The sequence below is a fragment of the Anaeromyxobacter oryzae genome (assembly GCF_023169945.1).
GTDB lineage: Bacteria > Myxococcota > Myxococcia > Myxococcales > Anaeromyxobacteraceae > Anaeromyxobacter > Anaeromyxobacter oryzae.
Genome location: NZ_AP025591.1, coordinates 664,847 through 677,724 on the forward strand (window position 1 = coordinate 664,847; position 12,878 = coordinate 677,724).

Consider the following 12,878-nt stretch of genomic DNA (forward strand, 5'->3'; position numbering starts at 1 on the left):
GCGTTCCCATGCTGGGCACGGGAGGTCTGCGCAGCAACCGTCTGGAGGTTCACTGTGCGTTGCTATCCGGCGCAGACCAGCCGCAGGTCGGCCTGGTCCGCCCGGTGGAGCGTGCACGCGCCCTGGAACGTGACCGTGGCCGTCCCACCCTCGAGGGGCGGCGTGTAGACGGCGCCCGCGGCGGCCGCCTCGGGCGTGCCCGCCGCGGCGACCGGGCACGACACCACCTCGCCGCCGGCCTTCGTGACGGTCGCCACCAGCATGTGCCAGTCCGGCGGGGCCCCCTCCAGCGGGACCGTCTGCGGGACGAGCAGGTTCGCGATCGACGAGAGCGCGGCGTCGAACATCGGCTCGCAGATGCTCGCGCGGATGGTGCGGCCCGGGCCGAGGGCGTCGAGGAGCTCCGTGTACCGGGTCGGCAGGTCGAAGGAGGTGGCGCAGCCGGTCGGCGCGAGCGTGCTCCGGTCGTAGCCCGCGATGACCGCCACGATCGGCTGGCGGGCCTCTCCGGCGATGGGACCGTCGAGGAACGAGACGAGGTCGCTCACCGGGTCGAGGAGGTTCGCCTTGGTGGCGGCCGCGTGGCAGAGATCGTTCGTCGTCGCGTCGTACGGCGGCGCCGACTCCGAGCAGTCGTCCTCGTCGGAGAGGAAGACGATGGCGAGCCGCGCGCCGGCACGGAGGAACCCCTCGTTCGGCGCGCCGGGGCCGGTCGCCTCGAGCGCGCGGCGAGCGGCGCGGAACGGCTGCTCCTTCCCGGACCCGAGGATGCCCACGAGCACGTTCGCCTTGAAGTCGTCCTGGAGCGTCGGCGAGGTGGCGGGGAGGATGCGCGGGCCGACGAACTCCGCGGGCGGCGGGCCGAACAGGAGCTTGCCGGCGAGCGCCGGGTCCGTCAGCGCTGCGGGATCCACCGCGACGAGGCGGCCGGCCGGGTACGGCACCCGGTAGCTCAGGCTGGCGAACGGGCCCGACGCGGGGTACTCGGCCTGCTGCTCGTCGAAGTCGGTCACCGACGTCGTCGTGACGCCGATCTGGAAGTCGTTCTGGATCCCGGTCCCCGCGAGCCCGGCGATGAACGCGTACAGGCTGTCCTTCAGCGCCTGCTGCTCCTGCGACATCGACCCCGAGTCGTCGATGACGAAGAGGATGTCCGTCCGCGCCGCGCCCATCTTCACGGCGGAGTCGCAGCGCGTCACCGCGTTCGCCGGGACGCTGTCGCACGCGGCGAGCGCCGCGACGAGCACCGGCGCGATCCCGATGGTCTTCCTCACGATGTTCCCCCTCCCCGCCATCTCAGTACGACCCGGTCCCGAGGTCGCCGCAGAGGCACGTCCCGGGCGCGTCCGGGGTCGGCTGGACGAAGCCGGCCGGCGTCTCGCCGGCGTAGCAGGTCCAGAGCTCCGGGTTCGTGGCGGTCACGACTGTCGGCCGCACGCCGCCGAGGTCCCGGTAGCACGCGGCCCGGCTCTGGCACCCGCCCGCCGGCAGGCGCCCGAGGTAGTCGGCGGAGTACGTCTCGCCGGGGTTCGCCTCGCAGTTCTGCGTCGCGTGGTTGATGTAGACGAACCGGCTCACGGTGGACGGGTTCGGGTCGGCGAGCTGGTCGCGGGTGGCGGTGAACCACCAGTCCCAGCCCTGCGCCGCCGCGTCGGCGGCGGAGAGCGTCGACGGCGCGGGGCCCTTGCAGGTCTTCCGCGTCTTCCCGGTGGCGTCGGCGATCCGGAGGATCGTGATCTCCGTGCCGGCAGGATCGCTCGGGAGCACCAGGCCCGACGGCGGCTTCACGATGTCCGCGATGCGCGTCAGGATCGTGCCGAAGTTCGGGTTGCACATCGAGCCGACCACCACGTCGGCGCCCTTCTGCCGGAGGTTGTTGGCGGCGCCCAGGAACCGGTTGCCCGCGGCCTGACCGCCGCACACGTCCGACGTGCACACGGCCGTGGTGCCGGTGCACTGAAAGTCACAGCACACGCCCGCCACGCACGACTGGTCCTGACAGGTCTCGCTGTTGGCGGAGACGATGAACGCCGCGCCGAGCGGCCGGTTCAGCCCGGCGAAGTAGTCCACCACCTGGGTCACGGCGAAGTGCTTGCCCACGCCGTCGTCCATCGAAGCGTCGGCGACGCAGGTGTCGGCCCCCGGCGAGCCGGAGAGGATGATGCCGCCCACCGCGTCCTCGGGCGACGAGCAGTCGTCCTCGTCGCCGAGGAAGACGAGCACGAGCTTCGAGTTCGCGTGCGGCCAGTCCGCCGGGAGCGCGGAGCCATCGGGCCTGAGGTCGAGCTGCTGGCCCGCGAGCGCCTTCTGGACCGCGAGCCGTCCGGCCTGGAGCCCCTGCTCCTCGCCGGAGCCGCAGGTGCCGGCGACCACGTTCGCCTTGAACCAGCCCTCGAGCTGGGCGGCGGTGTAGCCCTGGCGGTTGCACGTCTTCGACCCGTCGCTGCACGCGGGGAGCGCGGGATCCCGTTTCGGCTGACCGGTCGTGGCGTCGAGCTCGGGGTAGACCTCCTTGTCGAAGTGGAGGACACGGGGGTTGTTGCTCGCGCCGACGAAGGCGCCGTGCGGGTAGAGCTGGCCGTTCGTGGCGAGGCCCGCCGCGCACGAGCTGTCCACGCGGTAGTGCTTCTGGAGGCTGCCGCACGCCGCGCCGGGCGCGCTGCACGCGACGTTCGCCTGGTCCGTCGTCCCCACGAGCTTCGTCGCCGGATCGCAGCAGACCTTCTCGCCGAGGAGCCCCACGCAGTCCGTGCCGCAGTAGCCGCTCGCGCAGTCGCTCGCGGCGTTGCACGACTTCGCCTGCTTGAGGGGCCGGACCGGCGTCGAGCCCGTGTTCTCGCAGCACACGTTCGTGCCGGTGACTCCCGGGCAGTCGTTCCGGCACGTCGCGGACGTCGGGTTGCTGATGAAGATCGACGTCGTCGTGACCGCGAGGTGGAAGTCGATCGGCTCGAGCCCGGCCGCGCGGCGATCCACGTTCGTCTGGTTCAGGTTCGAGATGAACGCGGCGAAGTTGTCGGCGAGCTTCTGCTGCTCGCCGCCCATCGATCCCGAGTCATCCACGACGAACAGCACGTCGGCCGTCGAGAGGTTCGACAGCGTGATGCGCTGCTGGCCCGGCTGGATGAGGCAGTGGCCAACCGGGTTGAAGTTGTAGTCCTGGCACCCGGCCGCGAGGGCGGAGAGCGCGAGGAGCATCAAGGTGCGGACCCGAGACGGTCGCATCGAGGGGACCTCCGATCCGGCGGGATGATAGCCCCGAACGTCCCCCGGGCAAACGACGCACCGGCGATTTTGCTCGCTTGCGCAGCGTGAAACCGCGCAGGCGCGCCTACCTACTCCCACTCGATCGTCGCCGGCGGCTTCGACGAGATGTCGTACACGACGCGGTTGATACCCCGGACCTCGTTGATGATCCGCGTGGACATCCGCGCGAGCAGCTCGTGCGGGAGCCGCGCCCAGTCGCCGGTCATGCCGTCCGTCGACTCGATGGCGCGGATGGCGCAGGTGGCCTCGTACGTGCGCTCGTCGCCCATCACGCCGACGCTCCGCACCGGCAGGAGGACCGCGAAGCCCTGCCAGAGCTTCTCGTAGAGGCCGGCGTTCCGGATCTCCTCCTGCACGATGACGTCGGCCTTCCGGAGCACCGCGAGCCGCTCCTCGGTGACCTCGCCGAGGACGCGGATCGCCAGCCCGGGGCCGGGGAACGGCTGCCGCTGGACGATCGGCGCGGGCAGCCCGAGCTCGAGCCCGAGGCGGCGCACCTCGTCCTTGAAGAGCTCGCGGAGCGGCTCGACGAGCCCGAGCTTCATCACCTCGGGGAGGCCGCCCACGTTGTGGTGGCTCTTGATCGTCGCCGACGGCCCCTTGAACGAGACCGACTCGATGACGTCGGGGTAGAGCGTGCCCTGGACGAGGAACTGGGCGCGCTCGCCGTGCGCGGCGAGGCGGTCGACCTCCTCCTCGAAGACCGCGATGAACTCGCGGCCGATGATCTTCCGCTTCGCCTCGGGGTCGGTGACGCCCGCGAGCTTCGTGAGGAACCGCCTCGAGGCGTCGACGGTCACGAGCGGCAGGTGGAACATCCGGCCGAAGACGTCCTGCACCTGCTCGCGCTCGCCGGCGCGGAGCACGCCGTTGTCCACGAAGATGCAGTGCAGCCGGTCGCCGATCGCCCGGTGGACGAGCAGCGCCGCGACGGCGGAGTCGACGCCGCCGGAGAGCGCGCAGATGACGTGGCCGTCCTTCACCTGGGCGCGGATCTGCTCGACGGCGATCTCGGCGTAGGCACGCATCGACCACGTGCCGGAGCAGCCGCACACCCCGTGCGCGAAGTTCCAGAGCACGTCCTTGCCGCGCGGCGTGTGGACGACCTCGGGGTGGAACTGGAGCGCGTAGAAGTGGCGGCGCCGGTCCTCGACGGCCGCGAACGGTGCGCTCGGCGTGGCGGCGATGGGCTCGAACCCGGGCGGCATCGCCTCGGCGCGGTCGCCGTGGCTCATCCACACGTCGAGCTTGGCGGGCAGCCCCTGGAACAGCGGCGAGGACGCCTTCACGTCGATCGTCGCGGGTCCGTACTCGCGGTGGGCCGCCTTCGCGACCTTGCCCCCGAGCTCGTGGGCCATGAGCTGCAGGCCGTAGCAGATGCCGAGCACCGGCACGCCGAGCTCGAACACGATCCGGTCCGCCCGCGGGCTCCCCTCCGCGAGGACCGAGGCCGGGCCGCCGGAGAGGACGATGCCCTTCGGCGCGAATGCGCGGACCTTCTCCGCGGGCAGGGTGCAGGGGTGGATCTCGCAGTAGACGCCCAGCTCGCGCAGCCGCCGCGCGATGAGCTGCGTGTACTGCGACCCGAAGTCGAGGATGAGGATCTTTTCCGAGTGAATGTCCACGCGAGTCCCGGGGTGGTGCGTCCGGCCGATGGGCGGCCGCGAATGGCGATTCCGTTCGCCCTGAGCCTGTCGAAGGGCGACCTACCGCGCGCGTTCGTGGCTCGACAGGCTCACCACGAACGGTTCGCCGTCAGTCGACGCGGTAGTTCGGCGCCTCCTGCGTGATGATCACGTCGTGCACGTGGCTCTCGCGGAGGCCGGACGACGAGATCCGGACGAACCGGGGCTTCGTCCGCAGCTCCGAGATCGTCTTGCAGCCGAGGTAGCCCATGCCGCTGCGCAGGCCGCCCACGAGCTGGAACAGGTTCATCTCGACGGTGCCCTTGTACGGCACGCGGCCCTCGATGCCCTCGGGCACGAGCTTGTCGGCGTCGGACACCTCGGCCTGGAAGTAGCGGTCCTTCGACCCCTGCTTCATCGCGCCGATGGAGCCCATCCCGCGGTACGACTTGTAGCTGCGGCCCTGGTACAGGATGACCTCGCCCGGGGCCTCCTCCGTGCCGGCGAGCAGCGACCCGATCATCACCGACGACGCGCCGGCGGCGAGCGCCTTCACCATGTCGCCCGAGTACTTGACGCCACCGTCGGAGATGATCGGCACGCCGTACTTCTCCGCGGCGCGCGCGCAGTCGTCCACCGCGGTGATCTGCGGGACGCCGACGCCGGCGACGACGCGCGTCGTGCAGATCGAGCCGGGCCCGATGCCGACCTTCACGGCGTCGACGCCCGCCTTGCAGAGGGCCTCGGCGGCCTCGGCGGTCGCCACGTTCCCGGCGACCAGCTCGACGGCCTTGAACATCGCCTTCGTCGAGCGCACCGCGTCGATGACGCCGCGGGAGTGGCCGTGCGCCGTGTCGATCGCGATGACGTCCGCGCCCGCCTTGAGCAGCGCCTGGATCCGCGCCTCGCGGTCGGGGCCGACGCCGACGGCGGCGCCCGCGAGGAGGCGGCCGTGGCGGTCCTTCGCGGCGTTCGGGTGCTTCTGGATCTTCTCGATGTCCTTGATGGTGATGAGGCCGCGGAGCTCGAAGGCGTCGTTCACCACGAGGAGCTTCTCGATCCGGTGGCGGTGGAGGAGGTCCTTCGCCTCCTCGATCGTGACGCCCTCGCGGGCGGTCACGAGGTCCTTCGTCATCACCTGCTCGACCCGCTGCTCGAGGTTCTTCTCGAAGCGGAGGTCCCGGTTCGTGAGGATCCCGACCAGGCGCCCGCGCTGCACCACCGGGATGCCGCTGATCCCGTTCTCGCGCATCAGGGCGACGGCGCGGTGGAGCGGTGCCTCCGGCTCGATCGTGATCGGGTCGGTCACCACGGCCGACTCGTACTTCTTCACCTTCACGACCTCGGCGGCCTGGTCCTCGACGGAGAGGTTCTTGTGGATGAAGCCGAGGCCGCCCACGGCGGCCATCGCGATCGCCATCCTGGCCTCGGTGACGGTGTCCATCGCCGAGGAGACGATCGGGATGTTGAGCTGGATGTTCCGGGTGAAGCGCGTCGACGTCTCGACCGACTTCGGGAGCACGTCCGACTCGGCCGGGAGCAGCAGGACGTCGTCGAACGTCAGCGCCAGTCGGAGGTCGTCGCGGTTGAGCATGCGGACGTATAAACGACCGCGATCCGAACCGTCAAGGCGGCCGCGCGACCGGGCCCAAGCCCGCGGGACGACGGCGGTCCCGGCGACACACGGACCGAGCGGCGATCGCCGCCGGAGCTGCGGTGGGCGGACGGCGTACACGCGACGAGCGCTTGCTGGTCGCGCACCCGCGAAGAGATAATCGCGCACGGTGGAGGGACCTCACGACAAGCGGGGCGGAGGGCGCACGGCCGTCGGCCTGCTCGTGAAGCTGTCGTACGGCACGGTCGAGGAGTTCGCCGATCGCTTCGCCGTGAACATCTCCCGCGGCGGCATCTTCATCCGCTCCCGGGATCCCCGCCCCGTCGGCACGCCGCTCCAGTTCGAGCTGAAGCTCCAGGGCGGCGAGACCATCCTCCGCGGCCAGGGCGTCGTCCGCTGGATCCAGGCCGAGGATCCCGGCGCGCACCCGCCCGTCGCGCCGGGCATGGGCGTGCAGTTCACGTCGCTCGACGAGGCCTCGCGCGCCCTCGTCGAGCGGATGGTCTCGCTGAAGGAGCGCCGCGGCGTCGCCCCCGGCGTCGCCACCCCCGCCCCGGTGGCGCAGCGGCCCGACCACACGCCGACCCCGACCCGCGCGCCGACGCCCGTCATGCCGCAGGTGCCGCGGCCGACGCCGCCCGCCGCCACCCCCTCGCCGCCCGCGCTCCGGCCCGCGTCGCCGCCGACCCTCACGCCCGTCCCGCGCGCCGGGCCCGGCTCGCCGGCGCAGGCGGATCTCTCGCAGCCGCACCGGATCGAGCAGCTCTCCGCGGGGCCGCTCCGCGTCGAGACCGGCCTGCCCGCGGAGCCCTCGCCGATCGCGCGGCCGTCGCGCGCGATCATCGGCATCGACCTCGGCACGACCAACTCCTGCGCGGCGTTCGTGAAGGACGGGCGCCCGTACGTGATCCCGTCGCGCGAGGGCTACAACACGGTGCCGTCGATCGTCGCGCTGAACTCGCGCGGCAAGCTCGTCGTCGGCCACCTCGCGAAGGCCCAGCTCCTCACCAACCCGCGCCAGACGGTCTGGGGCGCCAAGCGGCTCGTGGGGCGCGCCTTCGACTCGGCGGTGGTCCAGGAGATCAAGAGCAAGTTCGCGTACGAGATCGTCGAGGGGCCGGAGGGGCTCGCCGCCGTGCGCCTCGGCAACGAGACGCTCACGCTCGAGCAGGTGTCCGCCCTCGTGCTCCGCGAGGTGAAGGAGGTCGCGCAGAACCACCTCGGCGAGGAGGTGAACCGCGCCGTCATCACGGTCCCGGCGTACTACAACGAGCGGCAGCGCGCCGCGGTCCGGAGCGCCGGGGCGCTCGCGGGGCTCCAGGTCGAGCGGATCCTGAACGAGCCCACCGCGGCCGCCCTCGCGTACGCCTTCGGGCGCCACGTGAACCAGCGCGTCCTCGTGTACGACCTCGGCGGCGGCACCTTCGACGCCTCGGTGCTCGAGCTGAACGACAACGTCTACGAGGTCGTCTCGACGGGCGGCGACACCTTCCTCGGCGGCGTCGACTTCGACAGCCGGATCGTCGAGCGGCTCCTCGCGGCCTGGGAGGCGAACACGGGCGAGCCGTTCGCCGGCGACCGCGTCGCGCTCTCCCGCCTCGTGGACGCGGCCGAGCGGGCGAAGTGCGCCCTCTCCGAGCGGACCGACTTCCCCATCCAGCTCCCGTTCCTCTCCATGAAGGACGGCCAGCCCCTCTCCCTCGACACCGCGCTCTCGCGCGACGACATCGTCGAGCTCGTCGAGCCGCTCGTGGATCGCACCCTGAACGTCTGCCGCGACGTCCTCTCGGCGAAGGGGCTCGAGACCTCGGAGATCGACGAGGTCCTCCTCGTGGGCGGCCAGTCGCGGATGCCGCTCGTGCACGAGAAGGTGGCCGGGCTGTTCGGCAAGGCGCCCTCGCGCGCGGTCCACCCCGACGAGGCGGTCGCGGTCGGCGCGGCGCTCCTCGCGCACTCGCTCGGGAGCGCGGAGGGCGTGGTCCTCATCGACGTCCTCCCCATGTCCATCGGGATCGGGCTCCCCGGCGGGCGGGTGAAGACGATCATCGAGCGGAACACGCCGCTCCCGGCGCGGAAGCAGTACGGGCTCGCGACGACGCGCGACGGCCAGACCGACTTCGAGCTGGTGGTCCTGCAGGGAGAGAGCCCGCTGGCCGAGGAGTGCGAGTACCTCGGGACCCTGCGGCTCGCCGGGCTGCCGGCGGGGCCGCGCGGGATGGTGAAGATCGCCGTGACGTTCGAGCTCGGCGCCGAGTGCCTCCTCACCGTCACCGCCCGCGAGCTGAACACGGGCCGGCAGGTGCAGGCGGTGATGAGCGCGAAGGAGGGGCCGCAGGCGGCGCACCGGCGGCTCGAGCAGGGCATCTCGAAGGGCGCGACCGGCAGCTTCGCGATGCCGCCGCCCGCGGGTCCGCCCGCTCCGCCGCCCGGCGCCGCCACCGCGGCCGCGCCGGCGCGCGCGCCCGGCGTCGGCGGGTTCCTGAAGAGGCTCTTCGGCCGCGAGGCCCGCTAGTCGCGCTCGCTCTGCGGCGCCGGCGGGGCGTTCGCGGCGGCGCGCCGGGCCTGCAGCCAGCGCAGCCCGATGCCGAGCAGCACGACCGCCATCGTGACGAGGATGTAGTGCCCGAACCGGGCGGCGAACCGCGCCGCCTCCTCGATGTTCGACCCGAAGTAGAACCCGATGCAGACCCACAGCGGCGCCGAGACGAGCGCGGCGGCGCCGTCGAAGACGAGGAACTCCCAGTACGGGAGACCCGCGTGGCCGGCGGTGAAGTACGTCGGGGCGCGGATGCCGGGGAGGTACCGCGCGATCACCACGACGATGTTCCCGCGGCGCCGCATGAGCTTCTCGACCTTCTCGAGCTTCGCCGGCGTGATCAGCCGCCGCAGCGGCCGGAAGTCGGCGAGCCGCACCCCGAACTTGCGGCCGGCGAAGAAGATGACCGAGTCGCCCGCCAGGATCCCGGCGAGCCCGAAGAGCACCATCGCGAGCAGGGCGGGGTCCCGCACCATGATCGAGAAGCTCGCGGTCTCGACGCCGAGGCGCTGGCTCGCCTCGAGCCAGGCGAGGACGCCGCCGGTCACGAGGACGACGTCCTCGGGCAACGGGAGGCCGAAGCCGCACAGGAGCAGCGTGCCGAAGACGAAGCCGTAGCCGATGTGGAGGGAGTGCCCTCCCAGCATCTGGACCAGCTGTTCGAGCATCCGCTCCTCGCGCCCCCCGGCCGCCCTCGATTACCTCATTGTCACACCTGCCGTCACCCGGTCCCTCGTCCCTCGGACGATGGACGCGCTCATCCGAACGGCCCGGAGGTCACTACGCTTCCCGCGCGGCCTCCCGCCCGGCTACCCGGTCGGCTTCCGTCCGGGCAGCCCCCGCAGCAGCTCCCGGTTCTCGGCCACCTTCGCGGCGAGGTCCGCCGCGATGGCGAGGGCGAGCTTGAGGCAGGCCGCCGGCTTCTCGGCCGCCTTCCGGAAGAAGTCGCGGTGGGCGATCTCGAGGACCTCGCAAGGCGTCGCGGCGACCGCCGAGACGAGGCGCACGCCCTTCCCGAGGAGCGCCACCTCGCCGAGGTGCTCGCCGGCGCCGAGCACCGCGAGCTCCCGCTCCCCCTCCGCCGTCCGCTGGGTGACGCGCACGGTCCCGGCCTTCACGATGAAGAGCGACTCGCCCACCATGTTCTCGACGAACAGCGGCGTGCCGGCGGGGAGGGCCTTCTGCTGCGCGATCTCCGCGAAGATCCGGAGCCCGGTCTCGGTGAAGTCCTTGAAGAGGACCGACCGCTGCAGGGCCTCGAGCGCGGTCACGGCGCGCCCCCGGGCGCCCGGTGACGCCCTGCGAGGCTCACGTAGTTCGACGCGCTCTTCTTCAGGAACGCGAGCTCCTCCGGCGTGAGCGCGCGCTTCGGCTTCGCCGGCGCGCCCATCACGAGCGTTCCCGGCGGCACCACCGCGCCCGGTGGGACGAGGGCGCCCGCGCCGATCATCGCGTCGGGGCCGACGACCGCGCCGTCGAGGACGATCGCCCCGATCCCGACGAGGCACCGGTCGTGGACGGTGCAGCCGTGGAGCACGGCGCGGTGGCCGATCGTGACATCGTCGCCGATGATCGTCGGGTGCGTGCCCGTCGTGACGTGCAGGACGGTGTGATCCTGCACGTTCGTGCGGGCACCGATCCGGACGAAGTTCACATCCCCGCGCACGACGGTGCCGAACCAGATCGAGGAATCCTCCCCGATCTCCACGTCTCCGACGATCACGCTCCCCTCCGCCGCGAAGACGCGCGCGTGCAGGCGGGGCGCCTTTCCCCCGAACGGCTGGATGATCGCCATCAAGGGCGGATGCTAGCCCGCGCCACCCCGGCGCCGCAAGAACGCGGCCGCGACGGCGGCCCCGGCGAGCGCGCCGAGGGTGTCCGCCGCCCAGTCCCAGACGTCGCACTGGCGGTTCGGGACGAACAGCTGGTGCAGCTCGTCGCTCACGCCGTACAGGCTCGCGATCGCGAGCGCGACGGCGAGCGCGGCCGGCCGGCGCAGGCGCGTGCCCGCGAGCGCGAGGCGGACGAGGAACGCGAGCCCCGCGTACGCGCCGGCGTGCAGGAGCTTGTCGTGCGAGAGGATGCCAGACGGGACGAACGGGAACGGGTTCGACTGGTTCGAGACCCAGAAGATCGCGGCGGCGTACGCGACGGCGAGGACCGCGAACGCGAGGGCCGCCCGCCTCATGTCCGCGGCCCGCGCGGCGAGCGCCTCGTCGGCGCGCAGCGCGCCGTCCAGGCCGGCGCGATCGCTCACGCGAGCACACCCGAGAGCGAGCTCGTCCCCGCGCGCGTGACGCGCACCGCGACGAGCGCGCCGGCGGGCGCGGAGGCCTCGTCGGCGGCGAGGTGGACGACCCGGTTCTCCGGCGTCCGGCCCAGCCGCTCCCCGGGCTCGTCGGACGGCCCCTCGACGAGGACCTCGAGCGTCTTCCCCAGCTCCGCGGCGAACGTCTCCGCGGCGATCCGGCGCTGCACCGCGAGCAGCCGCTCGAGCCGCTCGACCGCCACGTCGCGCGCGACGTCGCGCCACTCCGGGGCGGAGTCGAGCTTCAGGTTCGCGACGGTGTGCGGGCGCGGGCTGAAGACGAAGCTGAAGCTCTGCTCGAAGCGGGCCCGCTCGAGCAGCGCCAGCGACGCCTCGAAGTCGGCGTCGGTCTCGCCGGGGAAGCCCACGATGAAGTCGGTGGTGATGGCGATGCCGGGCCGCGCCGCGCGCAGCCGGTCGAAGCGATCCAGGTACTCCGCGACGGTGTAGTCGCGGCGCATCCGGACCAGCACGGCGTCCGAGCCGGACTGCACCGGCAGGTGGAAGTGCGGCATCACCTTCGGCTCGTCGCGGAACACGGCGATGAGGGCGTCGGAGAGATCGTGCGGGTGGCTCGTCGTGAACCGGATCCGCGCGATGCCCGGGATGGCGGCGACGCGGCGGAGCAGGTCGGCGAACGTGCAGCCGCCCGCGTACGAGTTCACGTTCTGCCCGATGAGCGTCACCTCGCGGACCCCGACGCCGGCGAGGTCGGCGCACTCGGCCACGACGTCCGGGTACGGCCGCGAGACCTCGCGCCCGCGCGTGTGCGGCACGATGCAGAACGCGCAGACGTTGTCGCAGCCCTTCATCGCGGTGACGAACGCGGTGACGCGCCCGCGCGCGGCCTCGGGATCGGCGCGCGGGAACACGTACTCCTCGGAGTCCATCCACCCGGTCTCGGCGAACCGCTCGCGCCCGCCCGCCCGGTCCACCATCTCCGGGAGCTTCCCGATGTTGTCGGGGCCGAAGACGAAGTCGACGTACGGCACGCGCGCGAGCAGCCGGTCCTTCTCCTGCTGCGCGACGCACCCCGAGACGGCGATGATCGCGCCGCGCCGCGCCTTCACCTCGCGGTAGCGGCCCAGCGCGGAGAGGAGCTTCTGCTCGGCCTTCTCGCGCACCGCGCAGGTGTTCAGGAGGATGAGATCCGCCTCGTCCGCGGTGGCCGCGGGGGTGAACGCGTGCCGCCCGAGCAGCTCGAGCATGCGCTGCGTGTCCGACTCGTTCATCTGGCAGCCGAAGGTGTGGACGAACACCTTCCGCGCGGCGGGCGGGCGGGCGTCCGGCGCCGGGCCGGCGGGCTTCCGCGAGAGCGAGACGAGGTCGGACATCGGCCGCGGAAACTAAGGAAGGTGGGGGGGCGGAGTCAACCGGCGCTCCGGGCTGCGGCGAACCGGGCGGGGCGCGGCGCGCGGGATCGGCGAGTCGGTTCTCCGCCGGTGTGGCGCCGCGAGTGGCGTTTCGGCACGCAACGAGAGCGGCCCCCCTCACCCTACCCTCTCCCCCCGAGAAGCCGGGGGGAGA

The 12,878-nt window shown here is 72.4% G+C and carries 10 protein-coding genes; 1 reads left to right on the forward strand and 9 read right to left on the reverse strand.

Features of this window, described 5'->3' with window-relative positions; all coding sequences use genetic code 11:
• Window positions 1-62: 62 nt before the first annotated feature.
• The 4 genes from AMOR_RS02815 to guaB form a co-directional block, all read right to left on the reverse strand.
• The gene (locus AMOR_RS02815; protein ID WP_248358221.1) at window positions 63-1,274 is read right to left on the reverse strand and encodes a hypothetical protein; all 1,212 of its coding nucleotides are present in this window, start codon (window positions 1,272-1,274) and stop codon (window positions 63-65) included.
• A gap of 22 nt (window positions 1,275-1,296) precedes the next feature.
• Entirely contained in the window at window positions 1,297-3,225 is a 1,929-nt protein-coding gene (locus tag AMOR_RS02820; protein ID WP_248358223.1) for a hypothetical protein, read from the reverse strand.
• Between the two features lie 110 nt (window positions 3,226-3,335).
• Window positions 3,336-4,892, reverse strand: a complete 1,557-nt coding sequence (gene guaA / locus AMOR_RS02825) for a glutamine-hydrolyzing GMP synthase (RefSeq protein WP_248358225.1) — start codon at window positions 4,890-4,892, stop codon at window positions 3,336-3,338.
• A 130-nt stretch (window positions 4,893-5,022) separates the two neighbouring features.
• Window positions 5,023-6,486, reverse strand: a complete 1,464-nt coding sequence (gene guaB, locus AMOR_RS02830; RefSeq protein ID WP_248358228.1) for an IMP dehydrogenase — start codon at window positions 6,484-6,486, stop codon at window positions 5,023-5,025.
• A 190-nt stretch (window positions 6,487-6,676) separates the two neighbouring features.
• Here guaB and AMOR_RS02835 point away from each other — a divergent pair, with 190 nt between their 5' ends.
• The gene (locus AMOR_RS02835) at window positions 6,677-9,019 is read left to right on the forward strand and encodes a TIGR02266 family protein (protein ID WP_248358230.1); all 2,343 of its coding nucleotides are present in this window, start codon (window positions 6,677-6,679) and stop codon (window positions 9,017-9,019) included.
• On the opposite strand, the gene AMOR_RS02840 is transcribed toward AMOR_RS02835, so the two are convergent.
• From AMOR_RS02840 to miaB, 5 genes are all read right to left on the reverse strand, one after another.
• Window positions 9,016-9,711, reverse strand: coding sequence for a DedA family protein (locus AMOR_RS02840; protein ID WP_248358232.1), 696 nt, complete (start codon window positions 9,709-9,711; stop codon window positions 9,016-9,018). The genes AMOR_RS02835 and AMOR_RS02840 overlap by 4 nt on opposite strands.
• A gap of 141 nt (window positions 9,712-9,852) precedes the next feature.
• Window positions 9,853-10,314 (reverse strand): cyclic nucleotide-binding domain-containing protein, encoded by a 462-nt coding sequence (locus AMOR_RS02845; protein WP_248358234.1) that lies wholly within the window; start codon window positions 10,312-10,314, stop codon window positions 9,853-9,855.
• Window positions 10,311-10,838, reverse strand: a complete 528-nt coding sequence (locus AMOR_RS02850) for a gamma carbonic anhydrase family protein (RefSeq protein WP_248358236.1) — start codon at window positions 10,836-10,838, stop codon at window positions 10,311-10,313. Before AMOR_RS02850 ends, AMOR_RS02845 begins: the two co-directional genes overlap by 4 nt.
• Window positions 10,839-10,850: 12 nt before the next feature.
• On the reverse strand, window positions 10,851-11,300 hold the full coding sequence (locus tag AMOR_RS02855) for a VanZ family protein (RefSeq protein ID WP_248358238.1): 450 nt from the start codon (window positions 11,298-11,300) through the stop codon (window positions 10,851-10,853).
• Window positions 11,297-12,685: a tRNA (N6-isopentenyl adenosine(37)-C2)-methylthiotransferase MiaB gene (miaB, locus tag AMOR_RS02860; RefSeq protein ID WP_248358240.1), complete on the reverse strand. Its 1,389-nt coding sequence runs from the start codon at window positions 12,683-12,685 to the stop codon at window positions 11,297-11,299. The genes AMOR_RS02855 and miaB overlap by 4 nt, the downstream gene beginning before the upstream one ends.
• Between the last annotated feature and the right edge of the window lie 193 nt (window positions 12,686-12,878).